The organism is Endozoicomonas sp. PH6C, from assembly GCF_059322965.1.
Genome location: NZ_CP185342.1, coordinates 1,187,599 through 1,207,619 on the forward strand (window position 1 = coordinate 1,187,599; position 20,021 = coordinate 1,207,619).

Annotated in this window: 11 protein-coding genes and 1 pseudogene; 6 read left to right on the plus strand and 6 right to left on the minus strand. The window is 45.0% G+C overall.

What is annotated here, in order from left to right; all coding sequences use genetic code 11:
• Positions 1-2 precede the first annotated feature (2 nt).
• Positions 3-1,796, minus strand: coding sequence for an F-box/WD repeat-containing protein (locus tag ACOMG9_RS04595; protein ID WP_494529861.1), 1,794 nt, complete (start codon positions 1,794-1,796; stop codon positions 3-5).
• Between the two features lie 161 nt (positions 1,797-1,957).
• Here ACOMG9_RS04595 and ACOMG9_RS04600 point away from each other — a divergent pair.
• Positions 1,958-2,110 (plus strand): annotated as a pseudogene (locus tag ACOMG9_RS04600) (transposase); the annotation flags it as partial.
• 187 nt (positions 2,111-2,297) lie between these two features.
• On the opposite strand, the gene ACOMG9_RS04605 reads toward ACOMG9_RS04600, so the two are convergent.
• The gene (locus ACOMG9_RS04605; RefSeq protein WP_422132512.1) at positions 2,298-2,783 is read right to left on the minus strand and encodes a DUF29 domain-containing protein; all 486 of its coding nucleotides are present in this window, start codon (positions 2,781-2,783) and stop codon (positions 2,298-2,300) included.
• A gap of 449 nt (positions 2,784-3,232) precedes the next feature.
• Between ACOMG9_RS04605 and ACOMG9_RS04610 the strand changes: the two genes are divergently transcribed.
• Both ACOMG9_RS04610 and ACOMG9_RS04615 read left to right on the plus strand, forming a co-directional pair.
• Positions 3,233-5,089, plus strand: coding sequence for a WD40 repeat domain-containing protein (locus tag ACOMG9_RS04610; protein ID WP_494529862.1), 1,857 nt, complete (start codon positions 3,233-3,235; stop codon positions 5,087-5,089).
• Between the two features lie 704 nt (positions 5,090-5,793).
• Entirely contained in the window at positions 5,794-7,527 is a 1,734-nt protein-coding gene (locus ACOMG9_RS04615) for a hypothetical protein (RefSeq protein ID WP_448215992.1), read from the plus strand.
• Positions 7,528-7,843: 316 nt separating this feature from the next.
• Here the strand turns inward: ACOMG9_RS04615 and ACOMG9_RS04620 are convergent, their stop codons facing one another.
• The 3 genes from ACOMG9_RS04620 to ACOMG9_RS04630 form a co-directional block, all read right to left on the minus strand.
• Positions 7,844-9,769, minus strand: coding sequence for a WD40 repeat domain-containing protein (locus ACOMG9_RS04620; protein WP_494529863.1), 1,926 nt, complete (start codon positions 9,767-9,769; stop codon positions 7,844-7,846).
• Between the two features lie 331 nt (positions 9,770-10,100).
• Positions 10,101-11,762: a WD40 repeat domain-containing protein gene (locus ACOMG9_RS04625; protein ID WP_448215990.1), complete on the minus strand. Its 1,662-nt coding sequence runs from the start codon at positions 11,760-11,762 to the stop codon at positions 10,101-10,103.
• A 77-nt stretch (positions 11,763-11,839) separates the two neighbouring features.
• Positions 11,840-13,777: a WD40 repeat domain-containing protein gene (locus ACOMG9_RS04630; RefSeq protein WP_494529864.1), complete on the minus strand. Its 1,938-nt coding sequence runs from the start codon at positions 13,775-13,777 to the stop codon at positions 11,840-11,842.
• A 994-nt stretch (positions 13,778-14,771) separates the two neighbouring features.
• On the opposite strand from ACOMG9_RS04630, the gene ACOMG9_RS04635 reads away from it, so the two are divergent.
• From ACOMG9_RS04635 to ACOMG9_RS04645, 3 genes are all read left to right on the plus strand, one after another.
• Positions 14,772-15,938 carry a hypothetical protein gene (locus ACOMG9_RS04635; RefSeq protein ID WP_448215988.1) on the plus strand — a complete coding sequence of 389 codons (1,167 nt, stop codon included), beginning with the start codon at positions 14,772-14,774 and terminating at the stop codon, positions 15,936-15,938.
• 502 nt (positions 15,939-16,440) lie between these two features.
• A complete protein-coding gene (locus ACOMG9_RS04640; RefSeq protein ID WP_448215987.1) occupies positions 16,441-17,595 on the plus strand; it encodes a hypothetical protein in 1,155 nt (384 codons plus the stop codon).
• 103 nt (positions 17,596-17,698) lie between these two features.
• Positions 17,699-17,950, plus strand: a complete 252-nt coding sequence (locus ACOMG9_RS04645; protein ID WP_448215986.1) for a hypothetical protein — start codon at positions 17,699-17,701, stop codon at positions 17,948-17,950.
• A 192-nt stretch (positions 17,951-18,142) separates the two neighbouring features.
• On the opposite strand, the gene ACOMG9_RS04650 is transcribed toward ACOMG9_RS04645, so the two are convergent.
• A complete protein-coding gene (locus tag ACOMG9_RS04650) occupies positions 18,143-19,951 on the minus strand; it encodes an F-box/WD repeat-containing protein (protein WP_448215985.1) in 1,809 nt (602 codons plus the stop codon).
• Positions 19,952-20,021: the final 70 nt, after the last annotated feature.

Sequence of the window (20,021 nt, forward strand, 5' to 3'; positions counted from 1 at the left end):
AGTCATACATCCATCCGTAGTTCAGTGATTTTTGCTGTGTTAACGCCATGGATGGTCAACACAAGGCCATCGGCGCTGAAGATAGCTGATCTGATACTACCAGGATGGGTAATGGTGGCTTTTTCTTGCCAGGATCTATCGCTTACCTGGCCATAAATTTTCGCCGTTTTATCAATACTGGCGGTGACCACATGGTGGCTATCGACGCTAAAGGTTGCTGATCTTATATCCTTGTCATGAGAGATGATGGCTTTTTCTTGCCATGATCCATCGCCCTTCCGGCCATAGATTTTCGCCTTGTTATCTTCACCGCAGGTGATTAGATAGCAACTATCGGCGCTGAATGTGGCTAACCAGACTCTGTCATCATGGGAAATGATGGCTTTTACTTCCCATGATCCATTGTCTTTCTGGCCATAGATTTTCGCCTTGCCATCGTAACTGTGGCTCACCACATGGTGGCTATCGGGGCTGAAGCAGGCTGAATTGACACGATTCTCATGGGAAAAGATGGCTTTTTCTTCCGATGATCCATCGTCCTCCAGGCTATGGATTTTCACAGTGTGATCGCGACTGGTGGTCACCACATAGCGGCCATTGGCGCTGATAGCGGCTGAGAGGACCCAGCAATCATGGGAAATAGTGGCTTTTTCTTGCCATGACCCGTCGGCCTCGATGCTAAAGATTTTTACCTTGTTATTTTCGCCGCGGGTGATCACATGGCGACTATCAGCGCAGAAGCCAGCTGAGAAGGCCCAGTCGTCGTGGGAAATAATGGCTTTTTCTTCCCATGATCCATCGACCCTCTGGCTATAGATTTTCGCTTCGCCATCACTGCTGCGGGTCAACACATGGCGGCTATCGGGGCTGAAGGTGGCTGATTTGACATCTTGATAATGGAAAATAATGGCTTTTTCTACCCATGACCCATCGTCCCTCTGGCCGTAAATTTTCGCCTTGCCATCGCCACTGGCGGTTACTACATAGCGACTATCGTTGCTGAAGGTTGCTGAGTTGACCCAGTTATTATGGGAAATAGTGGCTTTTTCTTCCCATGATCCATCGTCCTTCTTGCCATAGATTTTCGCCTCGCCATCCTTACTGGCGGTCACTACATAGCGGCCATTGGCGCTGAAGGTGGACGATATGATACTGCCATAATGGAGGACAGTGCCTTTTTCTGTCCAGGATCCATCGCTCTCCCGGCCATAGATTTCCAGCGTATCATTATCACTGGCGATCGCCATACAGCGGCCATCGGCGCTGAAGCTGGCTGAGTTCAGCTTACCATTACCTGGGAGGTTGGCTTTTGTCTCTAATTCGAATGTTTTACATTGAGACATCAGTTTAGTGAGAGTGGAATAGAACAGAGCAGGAAAATAAATACTCGTTTGGCGATCCATGATCGACTTGACTAATGCCTTATCCTTTGTGAAACGGCTTAACCAACCTTCGAGTTGATTTTTATCTTTTGCCATAAAGATTGTCTTTATCAGAGCCTGGTGTGATGGAGCAATCTGGCGATACCACGCCTTTATCATTGATGCATCTTTTTTGAGCGTGTTGTAAATGCATGAATTCACCTGTGTTAAACGGGCAATATCACGAGTCTGCAAATAAGTATAAATTTTGGATTGTATTTCAAAGGGTAAATCGAGCAATAATGAAAGCTCATTCTTGTCACGAACAAATACGTCCCTGCGCGTGCTGATTCCACTTGGTGTCCCTGATTGAGATTGAACGGGTGTTGATGAAAGTGCATCACCAATACTGGAATGACTCTTTAGGCAATCCATAACTCGTTTTCCATAGTTATTATTTCTCCCTCACTGGCAGGGATATTCAAAATTGATTCTGTAGCTTTGAGTCGGATTTCGTGAGAAAGTTCACAATAACAACTTGCTTCGAGGCTGTTGCAAAACTCTAACAACTCGTTCCTACGCTCTGAGGGCGTTGCAAAACCATTATGGGCGGCGAATTTTGGACTGATGGGTACTTTGCAAGCACTGTCGGAAAGCATGGTGATGAGCAGATGATAGCGAATTATGTGAAGAATCAGGGAAATGAGTACGACAAACTTCACTCAGATCATCAGCTTGCAATGTTTTGAGTTTGCACCAAGGATACCCCGCCCCCTGGCGGGGTTGTTCATTGCCCAGCTCTAGCTCCCCCAACAAATTCTCTGTGTCAAGCCCGTCAAAATGTCATTTGGCAAGCAGATCCCGCTGTTGGCTCAGCCATTGGTGGTAAGCAGTGTCGTACAAGTTTTCCATAAATCACCTCCATTGCCCTACCACTCAAACACCGTTGAGTGGATACCAGTCTTCAGTCATTATTTGCTCATAGCTCCAGGGGCATTCGTCAGGAAAGCTATTGTTGTCGAGTTTTTTATGGACATAAATATTCATTTCTTTGATGGCTCCTTTTTTACCATCAACATACGCTTGTTTAAGGGAGTCTTTGATCCTTGACGTTAAACTAGGATTCTCTTTCACCAATTTATTAATCTTAATTCTTGATCTAACTATGGTTTCCATCCAACCTTTAAGGACTCTATCTGTCGCTGTAGACTCCCTTAGTGCACTGGTCTGGTAATTACATTTAAGAAGATGAGTTATCAAAGTTGACAAGCGGTTCTCCAACTCGCGAAGGTCTTGCTTAAGGCTCAACTCTAAATCCTCAATCAGGTTTTCTAAATCCAACTGATTAAAGTTTTGAGTTTTCAACAGGGTTACTTGCTGACTCAGCCATTGATGATAATCAGTGTTATATAAGCTATTCATAAAAATACCTCCATTGACCTACCACTGTAGGCAAATAACAGAAGGGAAGCAAAATGAATTACCAGAGCACAGATGCCTTTGCCGGGGGGGAGTACTCAGCCATACGGAATCGAATATTTCTGGCTTATTGGGCAGGTGCTCTGCAAGGCGCAACGACGGGAACATAGCAAGCTATGTGACCAGAGTTGCAACGCATCACGACTGCATGGATGCAGGAGCTAGAGCAACGCAGGAGCAGTTGCCGCGAGTGCCTGCCCAATAAGTCAGAAAATATGATTTCGCATAGTTGAGTACTTATTGATCATTTTCCCGAATCAAAGTCCTGTTTTCCTGTTAGTTTCACTGACATCAATGTTATGAACTTTCATGTTACAAACGACTCTAATCTGCAGAATCAATTTTGGATATCACTGCAACCAGCGGAAATAACAACTTTTAAGAAACGAACTATGGACCGCATAAATAACCATTCTTGCCTTGGTGGGCCACTCTCACCAACCCCCGATCACTCTCAATCAGAGACACCCATTGCTACCACTATGGGTAGGGACGTCATTGTACGTGACAAGAATAAGCTTTCATTATTGCTCAATTTGCCCTTTGAAATACAATCCAAAATTTATAGTCATTTGCAGACCCGTGATATTGCCAATTTAATACGGGCAAATTCATACATGAACAAGACGCTCAAAAATGATAATTCAATGGCAAGGGCATGGTATCGCCGGTTTGCTTCATCACGCCAGGCTCTGATAAAAACAATCGTCACTGAAAAAGATAAGGATCAACTCGGGAATTGGTTGAGCCGGTTTACAATGGATAAGGCATTAGTCAAGTCAGTCATGGATCGTCATGGGAGTATTGACTTTCCTGCTCTGTTCTCTTTCACTCTCACTAAACTGATGATTGAATGCAAAACATTTATATTTGAGACAAAAGCCTCCCTCCTCAATAACGGCAGGATGAACTCTGCTACCTTAAGTGCCGATGGCCACTATCTGGTGAGCGTCAGTGATAGTAAAACGGTGATAATCTTTGGTCGGGAGACCGATGGTTCATGGCAAGCGAAAGGCACTATCACCCATAATGGTCGTGTCATATCATTCATGCTCAGCAACGATGGCCACCATGTAGTGACCGCCAGTGAAGATCGCAAGGCGAGAATCTATGGCAAGAAGGACGAACGATCATGGGAAGAAAAAACCACTATTAGCCATCATAAGCCTCTCATATCAGCTACCTTCAGCACCAACGGTCGATATGTACTGACCGCCAGTCACGATGGCAAGGCGAAAATCTATGGCCAGGGGGACGATGAGTCATGGGCAGAAGAAGCCATTATTAGCCACGACTTTTTAACATCAGCCACCTTCAGCGACGATAGTCTTTATGTGGTGACCACCAGTCTGGATCACACAGCGAAAATCTATGGCAAAATGAACGATGGGTCATGGATAGTAAAAGCCATCATTTCCCATGACAATTCAGTCTGGTCAGCCAAATTCAGCGCCGATAGCCGACATATAATCACCTGCTGTGAAGGTAACAGGATGAAAATCTGTGGCCTGGAGGACGATGGGACATGGGAAGAAAAAAACATCTTTTCCAATGAGGATCGTTTCTACTCTGCCACATTCAGCGCCGATAGCCGCCATATGGTAACCTCCGGTCAAGATGGCAGGTCGATAATCTATGGTCAGGAAGACGGATCATGGAACGAAAAAGCCACCATTTCTCATGATGATCGGGTCTACTCAACCACCTTCAGCCCCGATAACCGCTGTGTGATCACCCGCAGTAGAGATAAAAAGGCGAAAATCTATGGCCTGAACGATAATGGATCATGGGAAGAGAGAGCTACCATTTCCCATCATATGCCAATCAAATCAGCAACCTTTAGCGCCGACAGCCGCCATGTGATGACCCACGGTGAAGACAGGAAGGTGAAAATCTATGGCCGCAAGGTTAATGGATCCTGGGAAGAAAAAACCACCGTTTCCAATGGTATGTATATTAGATCAGCATCCTTCAGCGCCGATGGCAGCCATTTGGTCACTGCCCATAACGATAATGCGTCGGAATTTATTTATCATCAGTTTAGACATCCATTTTTTAGTTTATTGGCGCTGTCAGATTTTCATCTTGCTATTGTTTACGGTCAGGTAAGCGATGGGTCATGGCAAAAAAAAGCCACCATTTCCTATCCTGGAGGGATCGTGTCAGCCACCCTAAGCGTCGATGGCCATGTGTTAACCATTCATGAAGATCAGTCGGCGAAAATCACTGAACTAAGGATGGATGAATGACTGTTAGTTTCACTGACATCAATGTTTGAACTTTCATGCTAAAACCGACTCTAATGTAGTGCGACCTAATTAACACTACATAAAAACTCCTAACAGTCTATTGTGGATGTCATTTTAAACACTTTGTGGATGTCATTTTAAACACTGATGAATTGTACACTGCTGGGGCCATCATTACCTGTGGAGTAAATACCTGACTAATTGGTACATCCCTTAATACCAGGATTCTTCCTTCTTTCTTATACACTTTTATGGCTGACGTTGAGGGAGCAAAAGTGGCACTTATCATGATTATTATTGCTGTAATATGACTGGAACAAGTTCTCATATAAATACCGGTTATATTCTTTGCCTGCCATTAAGTATCAGTTTTAGCATAATCGAGTCGTTCCAAATTACGTTACCTGCAGTGAGTCATCTGAAACAGGTGATAAAATGATGTCAGAGCCCCGAGCACGAAATCAACACTCACATCTAACTTATCTGCCCAACTTCAGTCAGTTCTGAAAATACGTCGAATGTTTCATATACGGCTTACTTAATATACAGACAATTTTTGTCGTATATAATGAGCTCATGCGCCAGAGGTAGCCAAAGAAATTACCTCAATGTCAGTTAAATCTGAGTTTTTTGTCTAGACTGATCTTTTTATTTCTATGCTACATCCCTAATAGGGCTTGAGCTTTTCACTATGAATTTTCACTATGAATAGTATGTCTTGTGTTTCTATTTTGGCCATCATCTTTTTTTCGTTCGACAGTCGGGCTGCAATGCCTTTCGCTTTATCATTGGTCTCAGGTAATGATGTCGATGCGATTTTTTCCTCTTTTTTATCTGATCCCATTCGTCTACCTAAGTCCAGGAATGTTCCACTGCTGCTGTTACAAAAGGGGAAAAAAAGTTCGATAATCAGTTTGCCTGTCTCTGAAGGGGGAGGGCTACAACCGGATAAAGGAGCTGTGTTTACAGGTTATCCATTCGAATTGAACCGTTATGGCAACGAAAACAAGGAACAATCTAAAACTGACGGTAAATCTCCGCCACCGCAGCAAAAGCGACAAAGTAAAAAACAAATGACTAAAGGGCAGGGCAGTTCTGGCTCTTCAGGTTCATCAGACTCCGGGGCAGCATCGGCTTCCGGAAACAATGAGAGTCATGTCAGGCACCTTGAAAAACTGAAAGAAATAGTTAAGGCTGCTGAAAAGTCATTGAAAACGAAGGATCAGAAAAACAACATTGATGACTTTTATGCAGAATTGGAAGCATTGTATAGGGAAAACCCCGATATTTTAGAAGAGAAAGGTTATCTGGAGAGTGCAGAATACCGTTGGAAAGGGGTTCTTAACCTACTTAAGCTTTATTTTCCCGAAAAGCTGGAAGAAGGTGAAATAACGCATGTTTTAATTAAGCATCCGGGGTTTAAGAAATTGCCAGCAAATTTAATCAGAATATTTGCCAAAGCAGTGCTTCCTAAGCTTGAGTTACCTGAAGGTCTGCCCAACTACGAGTTAGTTGACAGGCTTCTTGATGCCGCTAATTCTAATGTTTTAAGGCTCATGCATACTTATCTTGGCATACAACAGTGTCTTCGCCAGTTGGTTGCTTTATTTATAACCCAACTGCCATTAATGGCAACAGAAGAGCCAAAAAACTATATTTTTCAGGATACAACAGGTCACGTTAATGTTTTTTCTATCAGGAAAAATAGTAAAGGGCATTATCGGTTTTTTTTTGTTGATAGTCTGAGCGCTTTTAAGCGCTACAAAAAAGAACAGCTTTATTCACCCCTGTCGCATTTTGTCGGTTTAGCGATAACACTGGCGATAAAATATCACGGCTTTACTGACTCCCGGTTTTTCTTTCTGCCTGGTCGTCAACTCAGTGGCTTTGGTTGTGAGTCGTTCGCGTTGCACGATCTGGTAACATTGTTGGAATCCCCCATGTTGGCTCGTAACGGTTATTATGTAGACAAAGAACCCCTAGCTAAAGACAATATGTTGAAGTTTTTTTTGCAAACAATTTATTTAGGGGGGGGTGAACAACTGGGACGATTGTTAGTCAATGGGGAAAGTAAGGACTTTATCGAAACAGTAGATAAACCTGCCATTGATAAGCATCACCTGGACTCCATGATTCTTATGGAACTCCAAACCTGGCAGAAATCGGGGTTGGCACCAGGTTTGGTTAAAGTGTATCAGTTGCGTCAGTTTCCCCTGAGGTTTGCACATCTGACCCAGGGACGGCTGAATCTAAAACGTTTGCTGGAGAGCTTTCCTGAAGAACGCCAAAAGGAAGTGAACCAGGTGATTGATGAAACCCGAGGCTTGTTAACCCTCAATGATGGAGCCTGCCACAATGTAAACCTGGCTGCTACTCTGCTGTGGATGAAAATGAATATTGATTTACTGGATATGAACGGCCTCAGCCAGGAAAAATAAATCTGTTCGCACGCTATCCAATTGTTCGAGGTGCAAAAAAAGAACATTTTGAGAGAGTGGCCCAACTCTCGTGGGAGAAATTGATGGGTCAGGATCTGTATGTAAAGTGAGTTAATAAGCTTGCAGTTATACCTGCTGGCGAGTACCCAGTCTCCCTTTTATATCAAGATTCGTTGCGAAATTGCACCCCTGTAGAGAAACAGGTCTTTGATCCGGGAAAATGATCAATAAGTAAAAAACGGGTTTCTGTCGCTATCGTGCCGGGCAGGTGTTGCAAAAGAATAATGTGGATCTCGGCTAGATTGACAGCAAATAATCATTCATTCATCTGCAGTTCAGTGATTTTCACTGTTTTATCGCCATGAGTGGTCAATAGATAGCCATCAGTGCTAAATCTGGCTGACACGATCGCACTATGATGGGAAATGATGGCTTTTTCTTCCCAGGATCCATCACTCTGCCGGCCATAAATTTTCGCGGTTCCATCGGCACTGGCGGTGATCACATGGTGGCCATCAATGCTAAAGGTTGCTGATTTAATTTTCATAAGGTGGGATATGATAGCTTTTTCTCCCCAGCACCCATTGATCTTCCGGCCATAGATTTTCACTGTGTTATCTTTACTGAGGGTGATCACATGGCGGCTATCGGGGCTGAATGTGGCTGAGTCAACACTTCTGTTATGGGAAATGATGGCTATTTCTTCCCATGATCCATCGTCCTTCTTGCCATAGATTTTCGCTTTGCGATCTAAACTGGCGGTCACCACATAGCGGTTATCGGCGCTGAATGTGGCTGAGCATACACCCAGGTAATGGAAAATGGTGACTTTTTCTTCCCATGATCTTTCTTCGTTCTGGCCATAGATTATCGCTCTGCCATCATTACTGGCGGTCACCAAATGGCGGCTATCGGAGCTGAAGGTAACTGATTTGACCTCTTTATCATGGGAAATGATGGCTTTTTCTTCCCATGATCCATCAGCCTCCAGACCATGGATTTTCACCTTGCTATCGTAACCGGTCGTCACCAGATAGCGGCTATTGGTGCTGAAGGAGACTGAGTGCACAAACTTGTCATGGGAAATAATGGCTTTTTCTACCCACGATCCATCGTTATTCTTGCCGCAAATTATCGCTTTGCCTTTCAGGGTGGTGGTCACCAGAGAGTAACCATCGGCGCTGAAGGTGGCCGAATGGACTATAAAATCGTGGGGAATGATGGCTTTTTCTGCCCATGACCCATCGTCCCTCTGGCCATAGATTTTCGCCCTGCGATCTCCACTGGTGGTCGCCAGATAGCGACCATCGACGCTGAAGGTGACTGAGCTGACCCATTTATCATGGGAAATAATGGCTTTTTCTTCCCATGATCCATCGTCTTTCTTGCCATAGATTTTCGCCTTGCCGTCTTTACTACAGGTCGCCACATGGCGGCTATCGGTGCTGAAGGTAGCGGATATGACCCACTGATCATGGGAAACAGTGGCTTTTTCTTCCCATGATTGTTCGTCCTTAATGCCATAAATTTTCGCCTTGCCATCCACTCCAGCGGTCACTACATAGCAGCTATCGTCACTGAAGGTGACCAATCTGATACGGTCATAATGGGAGATAGAGCCTTTTGCTTCCCATGATCCATCGCTCTTGTGGCCATATATATCCACCGTTTTATCATTCCTGAAGCTCAGCAGGTGGCGGCCATCGGCACTGAAGGCAGCGGAGTTGGACCTGCCATCACAGGGGAGGCTGGCTTTTGTCTCTAATTTAAATGTTTTACATTGAGACATCAGTTTGTTGAGAGTGAAAAAGAACAGGGCAGGAAAATAAACACTTGGTTGGCGATCCGTGATTGACTTGACTAATGCCTCATCCTTTGTAAAACGCAGCAACCATTTCTGGAGTTCCTCTTTATCTTTTGTTGCGACAATTGTCTCTAGGAGAGTTTGGTGTGATGAAGCAAACTGGCGATACCATGCCCTTGCCATGGCATCATCATTTTTGAGCCTGTTGTTAATGTTTGAATTTGCCCGTGTTAACTGGGTAATATCACGAACCTGCAAATAAGTGAAAATTTTGGATTGTATATTCTCTGGCAAATCGAGCAATAATGAAAACTCATTCTTCTGACGTACAATGACGTTCTTGCCCATAGTGGTACCACTTGGTGTATCAGGTGGTGACTGACGTGGTGTTGTTGAGCGTGGGGTAATATTGCAGGAGCTGATATTTGAGCAATCCATAGTTCGTTTTCCATGGTTGTTATTTATCCCTGGTTGGCAAGGATATTTAAAATTGATTCTGCAGCTTAGAGTGGGTTTCAGTGTGAAAGTTCACAATATTTGTTCAATTTCGGTTAGTTGGCTGGCAGGCATTGTCCGCTCTCAGTTATTGAGAGTCATGAATCAAAAGAGGCAACATCTACCTTGACACCGGGGGCTATCCTGTCGGGCAGGTGTTGCAGAAGAATAAGTACTCAACCTTGCAGAGCACCTGCCCAATAAGCCAGAAATATTCGATTCCGTATGGCTGAGTACTTAATGCGGATCTCGGTTAATGAGAGACAGCAAAGACTCATTCATTCATCTTTAGTTCAGTGATTTTCACCATTCCATCGGCATGGATGGTCAACACCAGACCATCGGCGCTGAAGGCGGCTGACAGGATCCCGGCATTATGGGAAATGATGGCTTTTTCTTGCCATGACCCATCGCTTGTCTGGCCATAAATCTTCGCCGTGCCATCTGCACTGGCGGTGATCACGTGGCGGCCATCGACGCTAAAAGTTGTTGACATAATATTCCCATCATGGGAAATGGTGGTTTTTTCTTCCCAGGATCCATTGAGCTTCTGGCCATAGATTTTCGCCGTGCAATCTTCATCGTGGGTGACCACATAGCGGCTATCGGGGCCGAATGTGGCTGAGTAGACCGTATTCTCATGGGAAAGGATGGCTTTTTCTTCCCATGACCCATCGTCCTTCAAGTCATAGATTTTCGCCGTGAAATCTTCACTGCAGGTCACCACCTGGCGGCTATCGGGGCTGAAGAGGGCTGAGTAGATACAACCATCATGAGAAATGGTGGTTTTTTCTGTCCATGATCCGTCTTTATTCAGGCCATAGATTACTGCCCTGCCATCATCACCAGCGGTCACCAAATAGCGGCTATCGGAGCTGAATGTGGCTGAGTTGACCTCTCCATTGTGGGTAATGATGGCTTTTTCTTCCCATGATCCATCGGCCTCCAGGCCGTAGATTTTTACCTTGCGATCGTCACTGGTCGTCACCACATAGCGACCATCGGCACTGAAGCTGGCTGATTCAACAGGGTCTTCGTGGGTAATAATGGCCTTTTCTTCCCACGAACCATCATTCTTGATGCCATAGATTTTCACTTTGTTGTCGATGCCGGCGGTCACCACATTGCGACCATCAGCGCTGAAGGTGGCTGATGTGACGCACTCATCATGGGAAATAGTGGCTTTTTCTTCCCATGATTGTTCATCCTTCCTGCCGTAGATTTTCGCCTTGCCATCGAAGCTGGCGGTCACCACAAAGCGGTCGTCAACACTGAAGGTGACCGATGTGACACGATCATAGTGGCAGATGGTGCCTTTTGCCTCCCAGGATTCATTGCTCTCCCGGCCATAGATTTCCACCGTTTTATAATTCCTGTTGTTCGCCAGATAGCAGCCATCGGCACTGAAGGTAGAGGAATCGATCCCACCATTACAGGGGAGGCTGGCTTTTGTCTCTAATTTAAATGTTTTACATTCAGACATCAGTTTGGTGAGAGTGGAAAAGAACAAAGCAGGAAAGTGAATACTTGCCTGGCGATCCATGATTGACTTGATTAATGCCTCATCTTCTGTGAAACGCTTTAACCATTTCTGGAGTTCATCTTTATCTTTTGTAGTAACGATTGTCTTTAGCAGAGCCTGGTGTGATGATGCAAACTGGCGATACCATGCCCTTGCTATTGCAGCATCATTTTTGAGCCTGTTGTTAATGTGTACATTTACCCGTGTTAACTGGGTAATATCATGAGCCCGCAAATAGGTAAAAATTCTGGATTCTATTCCCGGGGGCAAATGGAGCAATAATGAAAACTCATTCTTGTCACATTCAATGACGTCTCTGCCCGCAGAGATACCACTTGGCGTTCCTGGTCGAGATTCATCTGTTGTTGATGAAAGTGGACCACCAATACCGGAATGACTCTTTATGCAATTCATAACTCATTTTCCATAGTTATTATTTATGCCTGGCTGGCAGGGATATTCAAAATTGATTTTGCAGCTTTGAGTCGGATTTATTCATTCATCTGCAGCTCAGTGATTTTCAGCGTGTTATCGCCATGAATGGTCAACACATGGCCATCGGCGCTGAATCTGGCTGACACGATCGCACTATGATGGGAAATGATGGCTTTTTGTTCCCAGGAACCATCACTCTGCCGACCATAAATTCTCGCGGTTCCATCGGCACTGGCGGTGATCACATGGTGGCCATCGATGCTAAAGGTTGCTGAATTAACTTTCCTAAGGTGGGATATGGTCGCTTTTTCTCCCCAGTATCCATTGATCTTCCGACCATAGATTTTCACCGTGTTATCCTGACCGAGGGTGATCACATGGCGGCTATCGGGGCTGAATATGGCTGAGTCGACAAAACCGTCATGGGAAATGATGGCTTTTTCTTCCCATGATCCATCGTCCTTCTGGCCATAGATTTTCGCTTTGCGATCTAAACTGGCGGTCACCACATGGCGGCCATCGGCGCTGAATGTCGCTGAGCAGACACTCAGGTTATGGGAAATGGTGACTTTTTCTTCCCATGATCCTTCTTGGTTCTGGCCATAGATTATTGCTCTGCCATCATCACTGGCGATTACCATATGGCGGCTATCGGAGCTGAAGGTGGCTGAGTTGATCCACTTATCATGGGAAATAGTGACTTTTTCTTCCCATGATCCATCGGCCTCCAGGCTATAAATACTTGCCTTGCTACCTGCGATGGTCACCAGATGGCGACTATCGGAGCTGAAGGTGGAGCTGAAGGGGGCTGAGTCAACAAAGTCGTCATAGGAAATAATGGTTTTTTCCAGCCATGACCCATCGTCCTCCTGATCGCAAATTTTCACTTTGCCATCAAAACTGGTGGTCACCAGATAACGACCATCGGGGCTGAAGGTGGCTGAGCAGACTCGGTTGTCATGGAAAATAGTGGCTTTTTCTACCCATGACCCATCGTCCCTCTGGCCATAGATTTTCGCCCTGTGATCTCCACTGGTGGTCACTACATAGCGACCATCGACGCTGAAGGTGGCTGAGTTGACGAATTTATCATGGCAAATAGTGGCCTTCTCTTCCCAAGATCGTTCGTCCTTTCTGCCGTAGATTTTCGCCCTGCCGTCATTACTACAGGTCGCCACATGGCGGCTATCGGTGCTGAAGGTGGCTGATATGACCCACTGATCATGGGAAACAGTGGCTTTTTCTTCCCATGATCGTTCGTCCTTCTTGCCATAAATTTTCGCCTTGCCATCCATTCCAGTGGTGACTGCATAGTGGCTATCGGCACTGAAGGTGATCGATACGACACTCATATAATGGGAGATAGTGCCTTTTGTTTCCCATGATCCATCGTTCTTGTGGCCATAAATATCCACCGTTTTTTTATCATTCCTGACGCTCAGCAGATGACGGCCATCGGCACTCAAGGTAGCGGAGTTTGTCTTGCCATGACAGGGAAGGCTGGCTTTTGTCTCTAATTTAAATGTTTTACATTCAGACATCAGTTTGTTGAGAGTGAAAAAGAACAGAGCAGGAAAATAAACACTCGTTTGGCGATCCATGATTGACTTGACTAAAGCCCCATCCTTTGTAAAACGCAGCAACCATTTCTGGAGTTCCTGTTTATCTTTTGTCGCGACAATTGTCTCCAGCAGAGCCTGGTGTGATGAAGCAAACTGGCGATACCATGCCCTTGCCATGGCATCATCATTTTTGAGCCTGTTGTTAATGTTTGAATTAGCCCGTGTTAACTGGGTAATATCACGAACCTGCAAATAAGTGAAAATTTTGGATTGTATATTCTCGGGCAAATCGAGCAATAATGAAAACTCATTCTTGTCACATTCAATGACGTCTCTACTCGCAGAGGTGCCACTTGGCGTTCCTGTTCGAGATTCATCTGTTGTTGATGAAAGTGGACCACCAGTGCGAGCATTGCTATTTATGCAATCCATAGTTTGTTTTTCCGCTGCTATTATTTATCCCCGGCAGGCAAGGATATTCAAAATTGATTCTGCAGCTTGGACTCGGTTTTAGTGTGAAAGTTCAAAAGATTGATCTAATCGTAACCAACAAGAAAACGGGGCTTTGATCTGGGAAAGTGATCAATCAGTAGCAAGCGGGTTTTTGTCTTTCATCTTTAGTTGAGTGATTTGCACAGTATCAACTCGTTCCCACGCTGGGACCCACAGGGCCTGAAAGCATGGGAACCAGGGTGTATTTATCATGGCAAATAGTGGCTTTTTCTTACCATAATCCACCGTCCTTCTTGCCATAGAATTTCACGGCCCAGACCCCCCGACTACATTACCCATACGCCAGTTATACCACATGTCAGCCCCCAAGGCTGAATATACCAATGCTGCGAGGGCTCCCGGTATTGCAGCGCCTTTCAACGCTCTGACATGAAGTGAACCAGAGCAAAAACAACATCCCGCAAGAGCACTTACGCATATGACTGGGGTTATCGCAATAACTACAAGTCCAGTTCCGTACAATGCAATTATATTTGCCACAAAAGCATCAGCGTTATATGAACCCCAAATATAGCTATAGTACTCCTGATCGGAGTGGTCATTGGAATGAACAATGTCCGAGAAAACACATGCATATCCGAGCATTATTACAAAGAGATAATTCTTCATTAGACGACCTCAGAGTTCATTGATTCATGTTTCGAAAAAAATAGCGTTTAACTGGAAACTCGTAAATCTGGCTTGTACGAACCAGATATTGTCATCAGGGATCATCACATGGTGGTCATCGGGGCTGAATTTACAGAAGTCTAACCCAGCATCAAGCGGGAGGGTGACTTTTGCCTCTAATTCAAACGTTTTACATTCAAACATCAGTTTGGTGATGGCGGAAAGGAACAAAATTCCCTTATGAGGGAGGACGAATCTGAGTTAATTAACTAGTCTGCCTGAACGGTCTGGTTCAGGAGGGTTTATGCTCAGAGCGGGTTTGAGTGTGCTGTTGTTTGTATTTTTGTTGTCTGGAGTCTTCTATAGTCATGGATGTAACGGCCACGGGAAAGATAAAATAGTAACGGATGAATCGGGTCGTCAAAGGTGTAAGCAGTGTGACCGTAATCTTGATGACTGCGATTGTCGATGTTATCGATGTCACAGGCAGTTCAGGGAAAAAAGGGAAATCGCCCAGGCAAGAATAAGAAAAAGAGGGCAGGCGGCTAATACCCCAAGTTCCAGAGGTAAGGACCCCAAGCCCAAAGTGGTGTATTTATCCACTGAGAATACTTGCCAGTGTGAAGAGCTACCACCCGCTTCCAGTCTGAAGCTGGGTCCCAGGATAAAGTCTGTTGCTTTTGATGGACCTTCAACAAGCAAAATGGCTTTGTTAGAGTCGTCCGCGAGTGGCTTTTTCAATGAAGTGCTTATTGCGCCTGCTCCAGATGGGAGAAATCAGTTTGATTATGAATGGGTTAATCAGCAGTATGATTTTAGCCTTGTCCAGCAGCAGACTTCATTGGTTGATGAACCTGCCAACGAGCAACCAGACACAACAACTTCATCCTTCAATGACTGTTATTTGGAAAGCAGCATGGAAGCGTTCGTCTTCGACGATCCAGATAGCAAGGTACATCAATTTCGGCAGCTATTAACTCAGGTACAGTCTGCCATTCGACAGAATGTCGTGTTAGGGTTGATCCTTTTTGGCTGGATGAGAGAGTACACTTGGCCCCGGCGCAATATCCGGACTTTGGAAGAGAATGAATACGTTCTGACGCTTCCTAATCCTCAGGGAGGCTTTTTCCTTGCTGTTCTTATCAAAGAAGACAATATGATCTTTGTTTTTCTTCTGAATCAAGATGACGAAGTGATGGGCTATGCCAGTAATGAAGAAAGCCACGTTATTTTTGCGATCAACTGCTATCTGAATAAGGAGAGAGGTAAGCTTTATCCAGTTGATTTGCCTGACAATGATTTGTTCAAACATATGGTGAGGGCCACCTTTAAAGCTTTTCGTTACATTGATGAAAAAGCAGGAGAAGTCTCAGAGGGAGTCAAAGGCGACTCAGAGTCTGGAGTTGTTTTGGCTTCTGATAACTCAACGGGGCTAATATCAATCGAAATTTCTAACTCCCTGGTGCGCTGAAAATTTGAGCCTTAAGTACCTGGCCAGTTGGTTTCGCATATTCTGGTGAGTGGATTTTTTCATCCTTCAAGGCGCAACGACGGGCGCGTAGCCATAGCTACGCAACCAGAGTTGGAACGCAGAAGGATGGAAAAAGCCGCCGTCCAGAATATGCGAAACCAACTGGTTAGGTACTTAATCCTGCGTTGGCGATTGTCGCCCTGTCTTAAGGCTCAGAAGTCTAACCCAGCATTAAGGGGGAGGGTGACTTTTGCCTCTGATTCAAACGTTTTACATTCAGACATCAGTTTGGTGATGGTGGAAAGGAACAAAATTCCCTTATGAGGGAGGACGCTGGAAAGCGACCAACAGAGATATTACAGAGCGTGATTCAGAGGGGAATCGGGTCAGGGTTCTTTATTGAACAGTTCCGGCTACAGAAAGGCTAAAAGCAATGGAATTCAAGATGACGAATCTGAATTAATTAACTAGTCTGCCTGAACGGTTTGGTTCAGGAGGGTTTATGCTTAGAGCGGGTTTGAGTGTGCTGTTGTTTGTATTTTTGTTGCCTGGAGTCTTCTACAGTCATGGATGTAACGGCGACGGGAAAGATAAAATAGTAACGGATGAATCGGGTCGTCAAAGGTGTAAGCAGTGTAACCGTCATCTTGATGACTGTGATTGTCGATGTTATCGATGTCACAGGCAGTTCAGGGAAAAAAGGGAGATCGCCCAGGCAAGAATAAGAAAAAGAGGGCTGGCGGCTAATACCCCAAGTTCCAGAGGTAAGGACCCCAAGCCCAAAGTGGTGTATTTATCCACTGAGAATACTTGCCAGTGTGAAGAGCTACCACCAGCTTCCAGTCTGAAGCTGGGTCCCGGGACAAAGGCTGTTGCTTTTGATGGACCTTCAACAAGCAAAATGGCTTTGTTAGAGTCTTCCACGAGTGGCTTTTTTAATGAAGTGGTTATTGCTCCTGCTTCAGATGGGGGAAATCAGTCTGATTGTGAACGGGTTAATCAGCAGGACGATTTTAGCCTTGTCCAGCAGCAGACTTCAGTGGTTGATGAACCTGCCGGCGAGCAACCAGTCACAACAACTACATCCTTCAATGACTGTTATTTTGAAAGCAACATGGACACGTTCGTCCCCGACGATCCAGATGATAGCAGGATAGATAAATTTCGGCAGCTATTGACTCAGGCACAGTCTGCCATTCGACAGAATGTCGTGTTAGGTTTGATCTTTTTTGGCTGGATGAGAGCGTACACTTGGCCAAGGTATAGTATCCGGACTTTGGAAAAGAATGAATACGTTCTGACGCTTCCTAATCCTAAGGGAGGCTGTTTCCTTGCTGTTCTTATCAAAGAAGACAATATGATCTTTGTTTTTCTTCTGAATCAAGATGACGAAGTGATGGCTTATGCCAGTGATCAGGAACGTCACGTTATTTCTGTGATCAACTGCTACCTGAATAATGAGAGAGGTAGGCTTTATCCAGTTAATTTGCCTGACAATGATTTGTTCAAACATATGGTGAGGGCCACCTATAAAGCTTTTCTTTGCCCGGATGTAAATGCAGGAGAAGTCTCAGAGGGAGTCAAAGTCGACTCAGAGCCCGGAGCTGTCTCGGCTTCTGATAACTCAAAGGGGCTTAATACTAATCGAACTTTCTAACTCCCTGGTGCGCTGAAGATCTGAGCCTTAATCCTGTCTTAGGTGTCTTTGTGCCAGTCTCTGCTATGCTGATCTTCTTCGACATTTTATCAAGGAGTAACCCATGAGTGTGAAACCCAAACCCAAACCCAAACCTCAGACGACAGAGATTAATAATATCCGTAACACCCTGGCTGACGTAATTGACGGCCTTGGTCAAACCCGTGGTGAGATGCACCAGAGATTTGACCAGCAAGATAAGCGTTTTGACCAGCAAGATAAGCGTTTTGACCAGCAAGATAAGCGTTTTGACCAGCAAGGTTCTGATATTGCCGCTATCAAAGAAATGCTCCAAGTCTTACTCTCGCGCCAATAACCACGCCACCTAACAACACGCTCAACAGGGACGCACATACTGTGCGCCCGTCAGCTTTGGGTTGGCGATTGTCGCCTTGTCATAAGGCTCAAATCTCCACGCTCAACACGGGAAAACACGATTGGTATAAGCTGCCGGGCAGGAATTGCAGAAGAAAAATGTGGATCTGGGCTAATGAGTGACAACAAACAATCAGTCAGTCATTAACTGATTCATCCGAAGTTCAGTTATTTTTGCCGTGTTATCTTCATGGACGGTCAATACATGGCCATCGGCGCTGAAGATGGCGAGTTTGATCTCGTGAAATTGCTCGGAAATGATGGTGGCTTTCTCTTTCCATGTTCCATGGCTTGTCTGGCCATAAATTTTTGCCGTGCCATCGGTACTGGAGGTAACCAAATGGCGGTTATCGGGGCTAAATTCTATTGAATTAATTTGTAGCCTGTGGGAAAAACTGGCTTTTTCTTCCCAGCTTCCATTAGCCTTCTGGCCACATATTTTCACCGTGTAATCTCCGCTATGGATGAACACATGGCGGCTGTCATGGCTGAATTTGGCAAAGAAGAACCTTTCTATTCGGGAAATGACAGCTTCTACTTTCCATGATCCATTGACCTCTTGGCTAAAGATTTTCACCTTGTCATCGTCACCGCAGGTCAACACGCGACGGCTATCGGGACTGAAGGTGGCTGAGAAGACTCTATCCTCATGGGAAATGATGATTTCTATCCGCCATGATCCATCGTCCTGCTTGCCGTAGATTGTCGCGGTGCCATCGTTACTGCAGGTCACCAAATGGCGGCTATCGTTGCTGAATTTGGCTGAGTTGAGCTTATGAAAATGGGGAATAACGTTTGTTTGTTGCCACGATCCATCGGCCTTGAGGCCATTGATTTTTACCATGTGATCTTGACTGACGGTCATCAGATGGCGGCTATCGGCGCTGAATTTGGCTGACCTGAGACGTTTGTAATGGGAAATAATAGCTTTTTTTACCCATGACCCATCGTCCTGCTTGCCATAGATTATTGCTCTGCGATGTTCAATGGCCACCACATAGAGGCCATCGGCGCTGAATTCGGCTGAGTTTTCAAAGTCGTCATGGGAAATGATGGCTTTTTCTACCCATGAACCATCGTCCTGCTTGCCATAAATTTTCGCCTTCTCATCTATACTGGCAGTCACGACATAGCGGTCACCGGGGCTGAAGCTGGCTTTAAAGACAGATTTATCATGGGAAATAGTGGCTTTTTCTACCCATGATCCATCGGTACTCAGGTCATAAATTTTTGCGGTTTTATCGTCACTTGTGGTCACCACATGGCGGCTATTGGCGCTGAAAGTGACCGACCTGACCCAGTCATCATGAGAGATAGTGATTTTTTCTTCCCATGATCCACCGTCCTTCTTGCCGTAGATTTTCACTTTTCCTTTGTCAATAGGGATTATGACATGGTGGCCATCGGGGCTGAACTTAAACAAGTCCGATTTACCAAAAGCGGGGAATGTGGCTTTTGTCTCTAATTTAAATGTTTCACATTCAGACATCAGTTTAGTGACAGTGGAAACGAACAAAACAGGAAAATACTTGCTCTCTTGGCGATCCATGATTGATTTGATTAATGCCTCATCCTTTGTAAAGCGCCTCAACCAACCCTCGAGTTGATTTTTGTCTTTTGAAGTGAGGGGTGTCTTTAGTAGCGTCTGGTGTGATAAAGCAAACTGGCGATACCATGCCTTTGCTATTAAATCAGCATTTTTGATAGTGATGTTAATGTGTGAATTTACCTGCGCCAATTTGGCAATATCATGAGCCTGCAAATAAGTACAGATTTTGGATTGAAGTTCCTCGGGCAATCTGAGCAATGGTGAAGGCTTTTTCCTGTTATGTATAGTGACGTTCCTATTCATAGCGGTACCACTTCTTCTTTCTGATCGAGACTGATCCGCTGTTGATGAAAGTGAGCCACCAAAACAGGAAAGGCTTTTTATGAAATTCATGGCTTGCTTCCCCATAGTTATTATTTAAATTGGGTTGGTATTTAAAATTGACTGTGCAATTTAGAGTCGG

What these genes read in the sequence shown, in the direction of transcription:
- ACOMG9_RS04595 (WP_494529861.1), bottom strand. Translation starts at nt 1,796, where the DNA reads ATGGATTGCCTAAAGAGTCATTCCAGTATTGGTGATGCACTTTCATCA.
- ACOMG9_RS04605 (WP_422132512.1), bottom strand. Translation starts at nt 2,783, where the DNA reads ATGAATAGCTTATATAACACTGATTATCATCAATGGCTGAGTCAGCAA.
- ACOMG9_RS04610 (WP_494529862.1), top strand. Translation starts at nt 3,233, where the DNA reads ATGGACCGCATAAATAACCATTCTTGCCTTGGTGGGCCACTCTCACCA.
- ACOMG9_RS04615 (WP_448215992.1), top strand. Translation starts at nt 5,794, where the DNA reads ATGAATAGTATGTCTTGTGTTTCTATTTTGGCCATCATCTTTTTTTCG.
- ACOMG9_RS04620 (WP_494529863.1), bottom strand. Translation starts at nt 9,769, where the DNA reads ATGGATTGCTCAAATATCAGCTCCTGCAATATTACCCCACGCTCAACA.
- ACOMG9_RS04625 (WP_448215990.1), bottom strand. Translation starts at nt 11,762, where the DNA reads ATGAATTGCATAAAGAGTCATTCCGGTATTGGTGGTCCACTTTCATCA.
- ACOMG9_RS04630 (WP_494529864.1), bottom strand. Translation starts at nt 13,777, where the DNA reads ATGGATTGCATAAATAGCAATGCTCGCACTGGTGGTCCACTTTCATCA.
- ACOMG9_RS04635 (WP_448215988.1), top strand. Translation starts at nt 14,772, where the DNA reads ATGCTCAGAGCGGGTTTGAGTGTGCTGTTGTTTGTATTTTTGTTGTCT.
- ACOMG9_RS04640 (WP_448215987.1), top strand. Translation starts at nt 16,441, where the DNA reads ATGCTTAGAGCGGGTTTGAGTGTGCTGTTGTTTGTATTTTTGTTGCCT.
- ACOMG9_RS04645 (WP_448215986.1), top strand. Translation starts at nt 17,699, where the DNA reads ATGAGTGTGAAACCCAAACCCAAACCCAAACCTCAGACGACAGAGATT.
- ACOMG9_RS04650 (WP_448215985.1), bottom strand. Translation starts at nt 19,951, where the DNA reads ATGAATTTCATAAAAAGCCTTTCCTGTTTTGGTGGCTCACTTTCATCA.